Source organism: Paenibacillus oleatilyticus (assembly GCF_018998565.1).
GTDB classification, from domain to species: domain Bacteria; phylum Bacillota; class Bacilli; order Paenibacillales; family NBRC-103111; genus Paenibacillus_G; species Paenibacillus_G oleatilyticus.
The window spans coordinates 28,312-44,497 of the sequence record NZ_JAHNZO010000023.1 but is presented as its reverse complement, the minus strand read 5'-3'; the positions used below and the strand labels follow the sequence as shown (position 1 = coordinate 44,497).

Genomic DNA, 16,186 nt, shown 5'->3' with positions numbered 1-16,186 from the left:
GCACTTCCGGCTTTACAGGGGAGAAGATAAGGGGTTGATTTCACGCATGCGTACCATCGTAGTAGGCACAAGGCAAAGCGCGCTTGCTTTGACGCAAACCGGACAGGTGATCGATCACCTGCGCGAGCTTTGCAAGCAGCACGGCATCGAAGCCGAATTCGAGCTGAAAAAAATCGTCACCAAGGGTGACCGCATTTTGGACGTTACGCTTTCGAAAGTCGGCGGCAAAGGCCTGTTCGTGAAAGAAATCGAGCAGGCACTGCTTGACGGAGAAATCGATCTCGCGGTACACAGCATGAAGGATATGCCCTTCGAGCTGCCCGAGGGACTTGTGGTCGGCGCCGTTCCTCTGCGGGAAGACCCGCGCGACTGCTTGATCACGCGGGACGGCCGCGGGCTCGATGACCTGCCTCAGGGCGCCAAGGTCGGGACAAGCAGCCTGCGCCGGGCTTCCCAGTTGCAGCATTACCGCCCCGACTTGCAGATCGAGTCGATCCGCGGCAACATCGACTCGCGGCTGCGCAAGCTGGAAACGGAAGGCTTCGATGCGATCCTGCTCGCCGCCGCCGGACTGCACCGGATCGGTTGGCAGGACCGCATCAGCGCTTACCTGCCGCCGGAGCTGTGCCTGCCAGCGGTCGGACAAGGCGCCTTATGCATCGAATGCCGCGGCGATAACGAGTTCGTGCTCGACCTGTTGTCCAAGTACAAGCACGAACCGACGGCGGTTGCCGTTGCCGCGGAGCGCAGCTTCCTGGGCCGTTTGAACGGCGGCTGCCAAGTGCCGATCGGCGCTCACGCGCATTTGACGGAAGGAAACGGCCCGTCGATTGTACTGACCGGTATGGTCGGATCGCCGGACGGCAAGCAGGTGCTGAAAGAGACGATGACCGGAGACGATCCGCAGCAATTGGGACTGCGGTTGGCGGAAGCGCTGATCGCGAAAGGCGCTGCCGAACTGCTTGCATTAGCTGAAGAATAGGGGAGAAGCGGTTGTGAACAAGGGTGTCGTTTATCTTGTCGGTGCCGGACCGGGAGATCCGAAGCTGATTACGCTGCGAGGCTTAGAAGCGATTCAGCGGGCCGACGTAATTGTCTATGACCGGCTGGCCAGTCCCCGTCTGCTCAAACATATGAAAGCCGGGGCGGAGAAAATTTTTGTCGGCAAACTGCCGGATAAACATATGATGAAGCAGGAAGAGATCAGCCGCCTGCTCGTCGATTTGGCGCTGCAAGGAAAAACGGTGACCCGGCTCAAGGGCGGAGATCCGAGCGTATTCGGGCGCGTAGGCGAAGAAGCGGAGCTGCTCGCGGAGCACGGAATCCGCTTCGAGATCGTGCCGGGTATCACGTCCGCGATCGCCGTTCCTGCTTATGCAGGCATCCCGGTGACGCACCGTGATTTTACGTCTTCCTTTTCGATCGTAACCGGTCATGAATATAAGAATAAAACGTACTCCCAAGTGAATTGGGATAACCTGGCGCAAGCCTCCGGCACGTTGATCTTTTTGATGGGTGTCGCCAATCTGGAGCAGATCTGCACGGAGCTGATCCGCGGCGGGAAGTCGCCGCAAACGCCGGTCGCCCTCATCCGGTGGGGCACTTGGATGGAGCAGGAGACGTTAACGGGGACGTTAACGGATATTGCCGACAAGGTAAAAGCGGCAGGCTTCCAATCCCCGGCCGTCACCATTGTCGGCGAAGTGGTCAAGCTGCGTGACAAGCTGGCCTGGTTCGAAACCAAGCCGTTGTTCGGCCGGCGTATTCTGGTTACCCGCGCGCGCAGTCAAGCGAGCGAGCTGTCCTCGCAAATCGACGAGCTTGGCGGGGAAGCCGTGGAATTCCCGGTGATCCGCACCCGCCCACCTTCCCGTCCGGAAGCGCAGGCAGAACGGGACGAGGCGCTTAACCGCCTTTCCACATACGATTGGGTCCTGTTCACGAGTGCGAACGGCGTCGAATTTTTTATGGAGCGGCTGCGGGAGCTGCGGCTTGACATTCGGGCGCTGGGAAATGCCCGCTTGGCGGCGGTCGGTCCGAAAACGGCGGCTGCTTTAGCGCAGTACGGATTGCTGGCAGAGGTCGTCCCTTCGGAATTCGACGGGGACGCTTTGCTCGACGCCATCGCCCCCGAGCTGCGTCCGGGGCAGAACGTGCTGCTTGCGACGGCGGATATCGCTAGAGCGTACTTGCCCGAACAATTGCGGGAGCGCGGCTTGAACGTAACCAAAATCGATATCTACGAAACGGTGCTGGACACCGAGGGCGGCTCCGAGATTATCGAGCTGCTGAAGCAAAACATGCTGCACATCGTTACTTTTACCAGTTCCTCGACGGTTACGAATCTGCTGCGAGCTCTGCAGGAGCTTGGCGAGACGGAGCCGCTCAAGCTGCTGCAAGGGTGCAAGATCGCTTGTATCGGTCCGAGAACGGCGGCTACCGCGCAGGAAGCGGGACTTCAGGTCGATTATTTGGCCAAGGAAGCGACCGTTGCTTCCCTGGTTCAGTGTTTATACGAGAAGGAGGAATAAACCATGAGTTTTCCACTTGTTCGAAATCGGCGATTGCGCAGCTCGGCTGCGCTTCGGAATATGGTACGAGAGCATACCGTTACGCTGGACGACTTGCTCTATCCGATATTTGTGACGCACGGAACGAATATTAAAGAAGAAATCAGCTCGATGCCGGGCGTCTACCACTTCTCGCTCGACCGGCTGGAAGAGGAAATCCGCGAAATCGTCGGGCTGGGCTTGCCGGCCATTGTGCTCTTCGGTGTTCCGCACGAGAAAGACGCACATGCCAGCTCGGCTTACGATCCAAACGGCATCGTTCAACAAGCGTCGCGCTTGATCAAAACATGGGCTCCGGAGCTGCTCATTGTTGCCGATACTTGCCTGTGCCAGTTTATGGACCACGGCCACTGCGGCGTCGTTCATTACGACGAGGCGAAAGGCCGCGCCGAGGTGCTGAACGATGCGTCGCTGGACCTGTTGGTCAAAACGGCGGTTTCACAGGCAGAAGCCGGCGCCGACATTATCGCGCCGTCGAACATGATGGACGGCTTCGTCTACGCGATCCGTCAAGGACTTGACGAAGCCGGCTACGAGCAGGTGCCGATCATGTCGTACTCCGTGAAGTACGCGTCGTCGTTCTACGGTCCGTTCCGCGAAGCGGCACATTCCACGCCGCAGTTCGGCGACCGCAAAACGTACCAAATGGACCCGGCCAACGTCCGGGAAGCGCTGCGCGAAGCGGAATCCGACGTAGCCGAAGGCGCGGACATGCTGATGGTCAAGCCGGCTCTGGCGTATATGGACGTCGTTCGCGCGCTCCGCGACAATTTCAATCTGCCGCTCGTGGTCTATAATGTGAGCGGGGAATACTCCTTGGTGAAAGCTGCCGCCATGCAGGGATGGGTCGACGAGAAATCGATCGTTATGGAGACGATGACCGGATTTAAGCGGGCCGGCGCCGACATGATCATTACTTATTTTGCCAAAGATATCGCTCGCTGGCTCCGGAACTAACCGCCACCACGCTACGCGATGAAAATGAAGACCGTTCCGCTATCCGGCGTTTCTCCCGGAACGGAGCGGTCTTTTGCATAGCGGCACTGTCAAACTTTTGTCGGAAACTGTAGCCTGACACACGTTGTTACCTCGTTTCAAATAGGGCATAATGGGAAGTAGACTATGGGAGTTTACGGAAAAGAGGATGCACCAATGAGTTATAACGATACGTTTATTCGCGCCTGTCGCAAACAGCCTGTCGAAACGCTGCCCGTATGGTATATGCGTCAAGCCGGCCGTTACGACCCCGAATACCGGAAAATTAAAGAGAAATACAGTTTGCTGGAAATTTGCAAGCAGCCGGAGCTGGCGGCCGAGGTCACCTTGATGCCGGTCAAAAAGCTGGGTGTGGATGCGGCGATTTTATATTCGGACATTATGAATCCGGTCGCTTCCATCGGCATCGATTTTGATATCGTCAAAAATGTCGGTCCGGTCATCGACAACCCGATCCGCTCGGCGGCGGACGTGAACAAGCTGAAGCCGATCCAAGTGGAGCAGGATTTGCCGCATATTTTGCGGACGATAGAGATTTTGGCGGCCGAGCTGAAGGTGCCGCTAATTACGTTCGCCGGCGCGCCGTTTACGATCGCAAGCTACCTGATCGAAGGCAGGCCGTCCAAAAGCTATATCCGCACGAAAGGCTTAATGTACGGCGAGCCGGAGGTATGGTTCAAGCTGATGGATAAGCTTGGCGATATGGTGATCGCTTATCTGAAAGCGCAGATTGCCGCTGGGGCGAAAGCGGTGCAGCTTTTCGACAGCTGGGTCGGCGCGTTGTCCCCGGTTGATTTCAAAACGTACGTTCTGCCGACGATCCGCCGTATTTTTGCGGAACTGAAGCATCTGGAGCAGCCGAAAATTTATTTCCCGGGCGTCAGCTCAGGTGAATTGCTGCCTTATCTGCAAGGCATTGACGCCGATGTCATCGGTCTCGATTGGCGTGTGTCGATCTCGGAGGGCCGCAGAAGAGTGGGCTCGTTCTATGCGGTGCAGGGCAATCTCGATCCGTACGTATTGACCGCTCCGATGTCCGTCATTCAGGCGCAAGCCAAGGCGATTATCGACGAGGGCATCCAGGAACCGGGCTATATTTTCAATCTGGGTCACGGACTGTTCCCGGAAGCGTCGCTGGAGAAGCTGAAAGAACTGACGGATTTCATTCACGACTATTCTCGTCAAGCTCTGAAAGCGCAAGGCTGGACGAAACAGGAAAGCGGTGTATAGCATGAGCGTTACGCAGCAAAAACGGATCGGTGTTTTGGTCATGTCTTACGGAACGCCGGAAAGCCTCGATCAAGTGGAAGCTTATTATACGCATATTCGTCGCGGAAATCCTCCGACCCCGGAGCAGCTCAAAGATTTGACCGATCGCTACGAAGCGATTGTGGGAGGCTTTTTCCCGCTTCGGGAAAATACAGATAAGCAGGTGCAAGCGCTGGAAGCCCGGCTGAACGAGAAATACCAGGATACGACGTTCGTATGCTATCAAGGACTGAAGCACGCGTCCCCGTTCATTGAGGACGGCGTGGAGCGGATGGTGCAGGATGGGATAACGGAAGCCGTTGGGGTCGTCCTGGCACCGCATTATTCGGTCATGAGCGTAGGCGGCTACATCAAGCGCGCCCAAGAGAAGGCGGATTCGCTTGGGCTTTCGATGCGTTTTGTGAAGAGCTATCATCTTCATCCGGCGCTGATCGAAGCGCTTGTGCAGCGGGTGGAGGAAGGCTTGAACAGGTTCGAGGGTGTGGCGAAAGACGCGGTCAAAGTGATTTTTACGGCGCACAGCCTGCCTGAAAAAATTCTAGAAATGAAAGACCCGTACCCTGATCAGCTATTGGAAACGTCCAAAGCGATAGCCGAGCGATGCGGCATTACCCATTGGCAATTTGGATGGCAGAGTGCCGGACAGACCGGCGTGCCTTGGCTTGGGCCCGATATTCTCGACGTCCTGCACACTGTGAAAACAGAGAAGCAGGCGGAGCATGTGCTGATTTGTCCGATCGGGTTTGTATCCGATCATCTGGAAGTGCTGTACGATCTCGATATTGAAGCGCAGAAGACGGCACGGGAGCTTGGACTGCGGCTGGAACGCACCCGCTCGCTCAATACCGATCCGCTTTATATGGAAACGTTAAGCGACGTCGTTTACGCGCAGACCGAGAGGGATTGAGACGATGGAGGAGAACCGAAGTCCGAAACATGTGGTTATCGTTGGCGGCGGGATTACGGGCTTGAGCGCCGCTTTTTATTTAAAACAAAGCGCCGAGCAGTCCGGGACGCCCTTGAAGATAACCATCATGGAAAAGGGCGAATCGTTCGGCGGCAAAATTCAAACGCTGAAGCGCGACGGGTTCGTCATTGAGAAGGGGCCGGATTCGTTTCTGGCCCGCAAGCTTCCGATGGTCGAGCTGACTCGCGAATTAGGCTTAGAGGATCAATTGACCGGCATGAATCCGGATTCCCGGAAAACGTATATTTTGTCCGGCGGCAAGCTGCACCGGATGCCTCCCGGCCTGATGCTCGGCATACCGACCCAGATGGGGCCGTTCATGCGCACGGGACTGCTGTCATTGGGAGGCAAGCTCAGGGCGGCCATGGATCTGGTGCTGCCGAAACGGACGTCGCCCGAGGACGAATCGCTGGGGCATTTCCTGGAGCGCCGGCTAGGTGTGGAAGTGCTTGGTCAGATCGCCGAGCCGCTGCTGGCGGGCATTTATGCCGGCAATACGTACAATTTGAGCTTGCGGGCGACCTTCCCGCAATTTCATGCGATTGAGCAGAAGCATCGCAGCTTGATCCTCGGCATGATGAAGAACCGCAAGACAGGCGGCGAAGAAAGCCGTACGCTTCCCGAGGTGGCGCGCAATACGATGTTTCTTTCCTATAAGGAAGGGCTTGAAACGATCGTTCACGGCTTGATCGATGCGCTCGACAACGTGCGGTTCGTCAAGCAGTGCGGAGTGGCCGGGATCGAGCGGGCCGACGACGGGTACCGCGTGATCCGAGAAGACGGTTCGGTCGAGGAAGCGGACGGGGTTATCGTGGCGCTCCCGGCTCACGGCATCTCCAAGCTGCTCGGCTCGTCGGTCCCTGAGGTCAAAGAGCTGGACCGGATCGAGTACGTGTCGGTTGCCAACGTGATTCTCGCTTTTGACGAGAAAGAGCTTGGGCGAGAGCTCGACGGTTCGGGTTTCCTCGTCCCGAGACGGGAAGGGCGTTTCATTACCGCGTGTACGTGGACGTCCAAAAAATGGCTGCACACCGCTCCAAGCGGCAAAGTGCTGATGCGCTGCTATATCGGGCGTTCCGGCGACGAACGTTGGCAGCATATGTCGGAGGATGAGATCATCCGCGCGGTACGGCGCGATTTGAAGGAAGTTATGGGGATTACGGCAGAGCCTTTGTTTACGGAAATGACGAAGCTGATGCAGTCCATGCCTCAGTATCCGGTAGGTCACCTGGACCTTATTCGCGGGGTACGGCAGCATTTGGCGGACAAAATGCCGGGCGTGCTGATTACCGGAGGCGCGTTTCATGGCGTCGGGCTGCCGGACTGTATTCGTCAAGGCAAGGAAGCGGCCAAGGAAATGACGGAGCGGCTGCAGTTATCCTCAAAATAGGTTAGGAGTGGAATGGATGAACGATCAGCGAAAACGTTCCGATGCGCGTTCGGCGCAGGCGTTCGAGGAAGCGAAGCAAGTGATTCCGGGCGGGGTAAACAGTCCGGTTCGCGCGTTTAAATCGGTTGGACTGACTCCCCTGTATATGCAGAAAGGGAGCGGCTCGCACGTCTTCGATATCGACGGCAACGAATTTATCGATTACATCGGCTCGTGGGGCCCGCTCATTATGGGACATGCCCACCCGGAGGTCGTCGAAGCGATCAAACGGACCGCGGAGCTCGGTACGAGCTTCGGCGCGCCGACGGAGCTGGAAACCGAGATGGCGAGGCTCGTTATCGAAAGAATGCCTTCCATCGAGCTCGTGCGGATGGTCAGCTCCGGGACGGAAGCGACGATGAGCGCTCTCAGACTTGCCCGCGGTTATACGGGAAGAAGTAAAATTCTGAAGTTCGAAGGCTGCTACCACGGCCATGCGGACTCGCTGCTGATCAAAGCGGGGTCCGGGGTTGCCACTCTTGGATTGCCGGACAGCCCCGGCGTACCCGAAAGCGTAGCGGTCAACACGATTACGGTGCCGTACAACGATCTGGATTCGGTACGGACGGCTTTTGAACATTTCGGCGAAGACATCGCCGCCGTTATTGTGGAGCCGGTCGCCGGAAATATGGGCGTCGTGCCGCCGCTTCCGGGTTTCTTGGAAGGATTGCGGGAGATCACGTCTTCCTACGGCAGTCTGCTGATCTTTGACGAGGTCATGACCGGCTTCCGCGTAGGCTTGAACAGTGCGCAAGGGCGATTTGGCATTACGCCGGATCTTACCTGTCTGGGTAAAGTTATCGGCGGGGGGCTGCCGGTTGGGGCATACGGAGGCAAACGGGAGATCATGGAGCGAATTGCTCCGTCAGGCCCGATTTATCAGGCTGGAACGTTATCCGGGAACCCGCTGGCAATGGCTGCAGGATATGCGACGCTTAAGCTGCTGGGAGCGCCCGGCGTATATGAAGAGCTGGAGCGCAAGTCCGCCCGGCTGGAAGCAGGAATGCTCCAAAATGCCCGGGAGCTGGGCGTTCCGATGACGATCAATCGCATCGGCTCCATGGTTTGCCCGTTCTTTACCGACCAGCAGGTAACCAATTACGAAACCGCCAAACAATCGGATTTGAACAAGTTCAACCGGTATTTTGGCTTGCTGCTCGACTACGGCGTCAGCATTCCGCCTTCCCAGTTCGAAGGCATGTTCGTTTCGGCGGCGCACTCCGACGACGATATCGAGGCGACGATCGAGGCACATTACCAAGCGCTCAAGCAGCTATAATGTAAAAACGGACGGCACGTCCACTCCCGAAGGAGAGGAACGTGCCGTCCGTTTGTTTGTGTTATGTTGCTACAGATGTATGTAAACGATCATGGTGTTTTGGCCGGCGGTACAGCCGTACCCGAGGCCGGTTGGTTAGGCGTTTGATTTTGCTGAGGAGGTGGCGTCGGCGTTGAGGACGATGTAGTCGTCTCGGTCGATTTCTCGGTCGTCTTGGCTGGTGTGCCGCTTCCGGTTCCTGGAGCCGGGGCTCCGGCGGAGGAGTTCGGAGCGGTTCCCGTAGAACCGTTCCCTCCTCCTCCTGCCGTACCGCTGCCTTGGGAAGAACCGGAGCCTGCAGCCCCGCTTCCGGTTCCGCCTTGGCCGGAAGTGCCGCCGTTCGGCGTTACCGACCCGCTGCCCGTACCCGTTGGCGGCGTATTGCCCTGGCCGCCGTCCGGCTTGCCGTGATCTGCCGTTCCCGTACCCGAACCGGAATTATTTCCCGCGCCGGGAACACTAGGTTTTTCGGTACCCGGCTCTTTGGTTGCATTGCCGCCGGGCTTCGCACTCTCGCCTTTCTCCGTACCCGTCTTGCCCGTTTCGTTCATATCCGGTTTATTTGTAGCCGGCTTGTTCGTTTCCGGTTTTGTATCGGTTTTCGTCTTTGTCTTATCGGTATCTGTCTTCGTCTTGTCCGTATCCGTCTTGGTAGCCGGTGTCGGGTTTTGCTGCTGCTTGGCCCGCTTTTCGGCCTGCTCGCGCAGGAAGTCGGGGTGATCGTACGAACCGCCTGCATCGATTTTGTCGATACCGTCCCAGACGCGGTCCGCTTTAACCGACGTCGGATCGTCGTAAACCAGGAACGCGTTAGGCAATCTGCGCTCGCCGTAACGGCTCGATGGCTTGGTAAGCAGCTCTCCGTCGACCACGAGCTCGGACGAAGCGCCTCCGTCCAGGTTGCCTGCATTGACGCAGCCTTCTTCCAGCAGAAGGTCCTGTACTTCCTTGAGCGTCGCCCCTACGCTGTGCGCCTGCCGTCCGTCGATAACGATGAATATAACGGTGCCGTCCGCTTTTTGCCCGACAGCCGTTCGCGGTCCGCGGCCCCAGCCGCCGTCGCCGCTTGTGATCAGCGGCTTGCCGTTGGCGATCAGACGCGGGTGGAACGAGACGGCGTCCGAGATGCCCATCTCGCGCAGCTCGAAAATATTGTATTTGCCGACGACGAGAATCCCTTCCTTCGTAAAGCCGACGATGTGCTGCGGAATGCTGCCGTCCTGATCCGTATAAATGACCTCGCCGCCGGAGATAATGGCGCCGAACGCCGCAAATCCGTTCCCGAGACCTTCCGGATCGTCGAAACCGCCGCCATTGACGCCAGCCACGGCTCCTGTACGCTTGACCATCGAGGTGATTCTCTCGCCTTCTCCGGACTTGGGAGGCGTCATGACACGAATCGTCTTCGGATCATAGACGTACATCTTTTTGCCTTGCCAAAATTTTCCTGATATATCTTCGACCTTAATCAGTTCATCGATCGAACGGGCTTTGCCCTGATGATTGCGAATTTTGATCAAGCTGCTGTCCTGCTTTTCACGTGCGGCTTCCTCGTTGAAGTCCTGCAACCGTTTGACCATCAAATCGCGCTGCTCCGCGCCGACGAAAATCCATGCCCAGCTCCGGTGCTGCGTCGTAATGACCGTTTCCGCGAGCCACTCCCTGATCTGGCCTCCCGGCGGGGTCAGGAATAAAAAGCTGGACGTTAAAAAAGTCAACACCGTGAAATAAAAAAGCGCCTTTTTCCAACTACTCCAATGTCGTATCGCTTGCAGAGCCCTGCTCAATGTTTTAACCTCTCCCATGCGTAAATTAAGGCATTTCGTGTCGAATTTTTTTACTTTTTTCCTATGCTATTCTATCATATGAAAAGAAGATTTAACAACTTTCGCTAGATTGTAAGATCCGGCGGAATTGGCATTGTAACCGCTTTGCGTTCGCCGTGAAGGATTGATAGAATGACCATAAGCTATACATTGGAGGAAGCGCTCATGTTAAATCGGTACAGCCTATTCGGTACCACGCTCGAATTAATCGTTGTGGCGGGCGTGTTTTTCATTTTGTTTGCAGGAATCGTTCTGACGGCATGGCTGCAATGGGCAAGCCAGAAGAAACGGGCGGCATCCGTAGCGGGGCAATCCAAGAGGCGGCTGCCATGACCGCATGGCGCCGCAAAGGCCAGTGGCTGGAATGGACGGCGAACACCGAGCCTTCGACTTTCGAGGAAGTGAAGGCGTTTCTGCTGGATGCGATCGACGAGCGGACGCTGAAGAAGCTTTGGAACGCCTCGGGCGTCGAAATTCAGGGACGCCGCATTTTGCTGCGGCTGTTCCCCGAGGAATCGCTGCAATATATGCCGGAATGGACGGGGATAGAAGTATTGTTCGAAGACGACTTTTGCCTCGTGGCGGATAAACCGGCCGGGATGAAGGTGCATCCGACCGGGGAGTCGGAGGGCGGAACGCTGCTTCATGCGGTCGGCTGGCATCTGGAATCGACAGGACAGTCGTGCCGGCCCCGGCACATTCACCGGCTTGACGAAGATACGACCGGACCGGTGCTGATGGCCAAGTGTCCATGGGCGCAGGTCCGATTGGACGCAGCGATGCGGGAGAAAAAGGTCGAGCGGACCTATGTGGCCCTGGTGCACGGGCGTCTCTCTCCGAACCGGGGCCGTGTGGATGCGCCGATCGGCAGGGACCGGCATCACGCGACTCGCCGGCGCGTCTCTCCCGGAGGCGAGCGGGCCGTTACCCATTACGAGGTCGTGGAGTGTTATCGTTCCGCGACGCTTGTGCGGCTCCGGCTCGAAACCGGACGGACGCATCAAATCCGCGTTCATCTAAGCCATCTGGGCCATCCGTTGATCGGCGACACGCTGTATGGCGGACGAAGAGAGGGCATGGAGAGACAGGCGCTGCACGGCGAGCGATTGACGTTTCCCCATCCGTGGAGCGGCGAAAGCATCGAGGTGCAGTCCCCGTGGCCCCCGGACTTTGCTGGGCTGAATGAGCGATTGAAAAAATAGTAGTCATGCTCCTTCCCCTGAAGCCATATAAATTGTAGAGACGAAGGCATAGGGCCATCTATCTTTTTATGGTTATATCAGAATTTCGAACTCGCCGGAGCCGATGCGGGATTCTGTGGAAAAGGCAGGAATTACGGAGGGAGGATTTACATTGACGACGCAGCATAACGGATTACGCTTCGACATTTACGAGCGTGTGCATTTGTCCGAAGGGGCGATCGGCATTCAAGACTTGGAAGGAGTGGAGCTTGTTCCCCATATTCAGGTCATTCCGCAAGGGGACCAAGCCCTGCTTCGCGGCAATCTGTTTTTGACCGGGACCTTTATCGATGAGCTGGGCCGCAGCGATCAGACGTTGGAGCATCTGATCCCGGTAGAGATTACGCTGCCGATGAACCGGGTTCAGCGGATGGAGGATATCGCGGTCGAAATCGAAAATTTTGACGTCGATCTGCTATCATCCCGCAGCTTGAACATTACGGGAGTACTGTCGCTCGCCGGTCTGGAGCTCGTGTCGGATGCGGCCCAGGAGGCTTGGCGGGAAACGGAAAACGAAGTGGTGTTCGTTCACGAAGCCCGCGACCCGCATCCGGTTCCTCTTGCAGAGGCGACGGATGAGGCATTCGGGGACGTTTCCGGCTTTTTCGATTCGGCGGACCAAGCTCCGGCTGAAACGGATTCTTGGGAGCTGCGAGGCGAGAGGGTGGAACCGACGAGCAAGCTGCCTGTGGGGCCGCAGACGCAGAGCGTACCTCAGCCAGCGCCGAATGTGTTTCAGGCGGCTCAGCAAAATGTGCCGCAGCCAGCGCCGAATGTGTTTCAGGCGGCCCAGCAGAATGTGCCGCAGCCAGCGCCGAATGTGCACCAAGAGGCTCAGCAGAACATCCCGCAGCCTACGCCGATCGTGCAGCAAGAGGCGCAGCAGAATATACCGCAGCCTTTGTCGAATGTAACTCCAGCCCCGCTGTCTGTTCAGGAACCGACGAAAGGTCCGGAGACTTTAAAGGCGCAGGAAGCGCAAAAAACGAAAGAAGCCCCGACCGCCCAATCCTTCGGTGAGCTTAACCCGACCGCAACGATGGATAAAGATCTGAAGGTAGGCGTCGGTAGCAAAAAAACGCCCGAGCCCCCTACGGCACCCGCACCGCTTTACAAATCGTTCGGACTGTCCAACTTGTTTAACACCGGCTCTTCCCAAAAGGAAAAGCGCGATCCGGAAGACGCGATTGGGGAAGAATCGGAGTCCGTGGCGGGGAAGGTGGAATGGAAAAACCTGCTGCTCACTTCCAAAGGCGAAGAGCAGGGATTCAAAAGGCTCCGGCTGTGCATCGTGCAAAAGGAAGAGACGCTGGAATCCATCGCTAAGCGCTATGATCTGAACCCTCGCGAAATCGCGCTTTACAACCGTCTCGGAGATAACGACGTATCCGTAGGGCAGATTGTGTATATCCCGAAATGAAGCCGTTTTTACAAAAATTCCCTCAGTCGAGCCAAAACAGGCTTGACCGGGGGGTTTTTTGGTTATACTTGTATTGACTCTGTCCTGACTATTGTTTATCATAGTACGCATAGATGCAAGCAAAAACGCGGAAAGGGAATAGTAGACAGCGAACCCTTCAGAGAGCGGAGCCGGCAAGAGCTGGAAGGTTCCGCAGGACGTACCTGTCGAAGTCGCCCCGGAGTTGTCGAATTGAAAGCGGAAGCTCTAGATTCGGCCGGTCACAGCCGTTATCTGTTCGAGTGCCGCACGGATGAAGGGAAGCTTCCAGCTTCTCGGAGCACGGGCGGAATAAAGGTGGTACCACGGAAGCGAGAGCCTTTCGTCCTTTGCGGCGGAAGGCTTTTATTTGTTTGTCGCCATTTCTCCGGCAATGGTACTGTAAGCTGAAAACTCAAAACAAACCACAATTATGTGTATTTGGAGGTTGCAGTGATGGAAGAAACCAAACAAGCGGCGCCGGAAACGGCTATGCCGACAACCTACGATCCGAAGGAAGCCGAGAAAAAGTGGTACGACTACTGGCTTAAGGGACAATACTTTAAAGCGGGGCAGCGTCAGGATGCGAAGCCGTACACGATGGTTATCCCGCCTCCGAACGTCACCGGTATGCTGCATATCGGCCATGCGCTCGATTTTACGCTCCAGGATATTATGGCGCGGACCAAACGGATGCAGGGCTACGACGCCTTGTGGCTGCCGGGCTCCGACCATGCGGGCATCGCGACGCAGACGAAGGTGGAGCAGAAGCTCCGCGAGGAAGGCGTGACGCGGTACGATCTCGGCCGCGAGAAGTTTTTGGAAAAGGTGTGGGAGTGGAAGGAGCATTACGCCGGAACGATCCGCGAGCAGTGGGCCAAAATGGGCTTCTCGCTCGACTATTCCCGCGAACGTTTCACTTTGGACGAAGGGCTGTCCAAGGCGGTGCGCGAAGTATTCGTCCGCTTGTACGAAAAAGGGCTGATTTACCGAGGCAAATATATCATCAACTGGGACCCGGCCGCCCGCACGGCGCTTTCCGACATCGAAGTCGAATACAAAGAGGTGCAGGGTGCGCTGTATCATTTGAAATATCCGGTGAAGGACAGCAATGAGTTCATCGTCGTGGCGACGACCCGTCCGGAAACGATGCTCGGGGATACGGCCGTCGCGGTCCATCCGGAAGATGAGCGATACAAGCACCTGATCGGCAAAACGCTTGTGCTTCCGATCATTGGCCGCGAAATTCCGATCGTTGGCGACGAATATGTCGAGAAAGATTTCGGCAGCGGCGCGGTGAAAATTACTCCGGCGCACGACCCGAACGATTTTGAGGTAGGCAGACGCCACGATCTTCCGCAGGTGCTTGTGATGGACGAATCCGGCAAAATGAACGAAAATGCCGGCAAGTATCAAGGGATGGACCGCTTCGACTGCCGCAAGCAGATTGTGGCGGATATGAAGGAGTTCGGCGTGCTGATCAAAATCGAGGAACACGTGCATCAGGTCGGACACAGCGAGCGCAGCGGCGCCGTCGTGGAGCCGTACTTGTCCACGCAGTGGTTCGTTAAAATGAAGCCGCTCGCCGAACGCGCAATCGAAGCGCAGAAGTCGGGCCAAGGCGCGAACTTCGTACCGGATCGCTTCGAAAAAATTTATCTGCATTGGATCGAAAACATTCGTGACTGGTGCATTTCCCGCCAGCTGTGGTGGGGACACCGCATTCCGGCCTGGTACTGCAGCGATTGCGGAGAAATGATCGTCTCCCGCGAGGACGCTACCGTATGCCCGCATTGCGGCGGCTCGCATCTGACCCAGGACAACGACGTGCTGGATACCTGGTTCAGCTCCGCGCTGTGGCCGTTCTCTACGCTTGGCTGGCCGGAACAGACGGAAGATCTGAAGCGTTATTACCCGACCAGTCTGCTCGTAACCGGCTACGATATTATTTATTTCTGGGTCGCGCGGATGATTTTCAGCGGACTCGAATACACGGATCAAATTCCGTTCAAAGACGTGCTGATTCACGGGCTCGTCCGCGACGCGGAAGGCCGCAAAATGTCCAAGTCTCTCGGCAACGGCGTCGATCCGCTTGAAGTCATCGAAAAGTACGGCGCCGACGCCATGCGCTTTATGATTTCCACCGGCTCCACGCCGGGACAGGATCTCCGCTTCCGCTGGGAGAAAGTCGAGCAGGCGCGCAACTTTGCCAATAAAATTTGGAACGCTTCGCGCTTCGTCCTGATGAATCTGGGCGATTTCCAAGCGTCGGATATCGACCTGAGCGGCGAGCTTGGTACGGCCGACCGTTGGATTTTGCACCGCCTCAACGAAACCGTCCGCGAAGTGACCCGACTGATCGATGCGTATGAATTCGGGGAAACCGGACGTCTGTTGTACAATTTCATTTGGGACGATCTGTGCGACTGGTACATCGAATTCAGTAAGCTGTCCTTGTACGGCAGCGACGAAGCGGCGAAGAAAACGACGAAATCCGTTCTGGCTTACGTGCTGGACCGTACGCAGCGCTTGATTCACCCGTTCATGCCATTTATCAGCGAGGAAATCTGGCAGCACCTGCCTCATGAAGGCGAGACGATTACGCTCGCGGCGTGGCCGACCTTCGAGGCGCGCTTTGAAGCGGCGGACGCGGTGCGTGAGATGGAGCTGCTGATGGACATCATCCGGACGGTGCGCAATATTCGTGCGGAAGTGAACGTGCCGATGAGCAAAAAGGTCGAGCTGCTCGTGAAGCCGGCCGGCGAAGAATCGCTGGCAATTCTGAAGCGCAACGAAGAATACGTGCAACGTTTCTGCAATACGTCGGCACTTTCCATCGAGCTTGGGCTCGCAACGCCGGAAAAAGCGATGACGGGCATCGTAACCGGGGCGGAGCTGTTCTTGCCGCTTGCGGGGCTGATCGACATTGCCCAGGAAATAGCGCGTCTGGAAAAAGAGCTTACTACGCTGCACGGCGAAGTGGACCGGATCGAGAAAAAGCTTGCCAACCAAGGCTTCGTTGCCAAAGCGCCGGCCAAAGTCATCGACGAGGAGAAAGCCAAGCTCGCCGATTATGCGGACAAACGGGATAAAGTGTCGGCTCGGCTGGCCGAACTGAGAGGATGAGCCATC

The 16,186-nt window shown here is 56.8% G+C and carries 12 protein-coding genes and 1 other annotated feature; of the genes, 11 read left to right on the top strand and 1 reads right to left on the bottom strand.

The window, feature by feature from the left end; translation table 11 throughout:
• The first annotated feature begins 46 nt into the window (after window positions 1-46).
• From hemC to hemL, 7 genes are all read left to right on the top strand, one after another.
• The gene (gene hemC / locus KQX66_RS25175; RefSeq protein ID WP_216795552.1) at window positions 47-982 is read left to right on the top strand and encodes a hydroxymethylbilane synthase; all 936 of its coding nucleotides are present in this window, start codon (window positions 47-49) and stop codon (window positions 980-982) included.
• 13 nt (window positions 983-995) lie between these two features.
• Complete coding sequence (gene cobA / locus KQX66_RS25170; protein ID WP_216795551.1) at window positions 996-2,531, top strand: uroporphyrinogen-III C-methyltransferase; 1,536 nt, start codon at window positions 996-998, stop codon at window positions 2,529-2,531.
• Between the two features lie 3 nt (window positions 2,532-2,534).
• The gene (hemB, locus tag KQX66_RS25165; protein ID WP_216795550.1) at window positions 2,535-3,527 is read left to right on the top strand and encodes a porphobilinogen synthase; all 993 of its coding nucleotides are present in this window, start codon (window positions 2,535-2,537) and stop codon (window positions 3,525-3,527) included.
• A 195-nt stretch (window positions 3,528-3,722) separates the two neighbouring features.
• Window positions 3,723-4,796 carry a uroporphyrinogen decarboxylase gene (gene hemE / locus KQX66_RS25160; RefSeq protein ID WP_216795549.1) on the top strand — a complete coding sequence of 358 codons (1,074 nt, stop codon included), beginning with the start codon at window positions 3,723-3,725 and terminating at the stop codon, window positions 4,794-4,796.
• 1 nt (window position 4,797) lies between these two features.
• Window positions 4,798-5,742, top strand: a complete 945-nt coding sequence (gene hemH, locus KQX66_RS25155; protein ID WP_216795548.1) for a ferrochelatase — start codon at window positions 4,798-4,800, stop codon at window positions 5,740-5,742.
• A gap of 4 nt (window positions 5,743-5,746) precedes the next feature.
• Window positions 5,747-7,192 (top strand): protoporphyrinogen oxidase, encoded by a 1,446-nt coding sequence (hemG, locus tag KQX66_RS25150; RefSeq protein ID WP_216795547.1) that lies wholly within the window; start codon window positions 5,747-5,749, stop codon window positions 7,190-7,192.
• Between the two features lie 16 nt (window positions 7,193-7,208).
• A complete protein-coding gene (hemL, locus tag KQX66_RS25145; RefSeq protein ID WP_216795546.1) occupies window positions 7,209-8,510 on the top strand; it encodes a glutamate-1-semialdehyde 2,1-aminomutase in 1,302 nt (433 codons plus the stop codon).
• Between the two features lie 89 nt (window positions 8,511-8,599).
• Here hemL and KQX66_RS25140 read toward each other — a convergent pair whose 3' ends face one another.
• A complete protein-coding gene (locus KQX66_RS25140) occupies window positions 8,600-10,270 on the bottom strand; it encodes a phosphodiester glycosidase family protein (protein ID WP_216795545.1) in 1,671 nt (556 codons plus the stop codon).
• Between the two features lie 270 nt (window positions 10,271-10,540).
• Between KQX66_RS25140 and KQX66_RS25135 the strand changes: the two genes are divergently transcribed.
• The 4 genes from KQX66_RS25135 (at window position 10,541) to KQX66_RS25120 (ending at window position 16,180) form a co-directional block, all read left to right on the top strand.
• On the top strand, window positions 10,541-10,708 hold the full coding sequence (locus tag KQX66_RS25135; protein ID WP_216795544.1) for a hypothetical protein: 168 nt from the start codon (window positions 10,541-10,543) through the stop codon (window positions 10,706-10,708).
• Entirely contained in the window at window positions 10,705-11,577 is an 873-nt protein-coding gene (locus tag KQX66_RS25130; RefSeq protein WP_216795543.1) for an RluA family pseudouridine synthase, read from the top strand. Before KQX66_RS25135 ends, KQX66_RS25130 begins: the two co-directional genes overlap by 4 nt.
• A gap of 151 nt (window positions 11,578-11,728) precedes the next feature.
• On the top strand, window positions 11,729-13,036 hold the full coding sequence (locus KQX66_RS25125) for a LysM peptidoglycan-binding domain-containing protein (protein WP_216795542.1): 1,308 nt from the start codon (window positions 11,729-11,731) through the stop codon (window positions 13,034-13,036).
• A 119-nt stretch (window positions 13,037-13,155) separates the two neighbouring features.
• Window positions 13,156-13,408, top strand: a binding site (T-box leader).
• Window positions 13,409-13,510: 102 nt separating this feature from the next.
• Window positions 13,511-16,180: a valine--tRNA ligase gene (locus KQX66_RS25120; RefSeq protein WP_216795541.1), complete on the top strand. Its 2,670-nt coding sequence runs from the start codon at window positions 13,511-13,513 to the stop codon at window positions 16,178-16,180.
• The last annotated feature ends 6 nt before the right edge of the window (window positions 16,181-16,186 follow it).

Coding starts and splice junctions, on each gene's coding strand:
- hemL (WP_216795546.1), top strand. CDS start 7,209: ATGAACGATCAGCGAAAACGTTCCGATGCGCGTTCGGCGCAGGCGTTC.
- KQX66_RS25120 (WP_216795541.1), top strand. CDS start 13,511: ATGGAAGAAACCAAACAAGCGGCGCCGGAAACGGCTATGCCGACAACC.
- hemC (WP_216795552.1), top strand. CDS start 47: ATGCGTACCATCGTAGTAGGCACAAGGCAAAGCGCGCTTGCTTTGACG.
- KQX66_RS25135 (WP_216795544.1), top strand. CDS start 10,541: ATGTTAAATCGGTACAGCCTATTCGGTACCACGCTCGAATTAATCGTT.
- hemH (WP_216795548.1), top strand. CDS start 4,798: ATGAGCGTTACGCAGCAAAAACGGATCGGTGTTTTGGTCATGTCTTAC.
- hemG (WP_216795547.1), top strand. CDS start 5,747: ATGGAGGAGAACCGAAGTCCGAAACATGTGGTTATCGTTGGCGGCGGG.
- hemE (WP_216795549.1), top strand. CDS start 3,723: ATGAGTTATAACGATACGTTTATTCGCGCCTGTCGCAAACAGCCTGTC.
- hemB (WP_216795550.1), top strand. CDS start 2,535: ATGAGTTTTCCACTTGTTCGAAATCGGCGATTGCGCAGCTCGGCTGCG.
- KQX66_RS25130 (WP_216795543.1), top strand. CDS start 10,705: ATGACCGCATGGCGCCGCAAAGGCCAGTGGCTGGAATGGACGGCGAAC.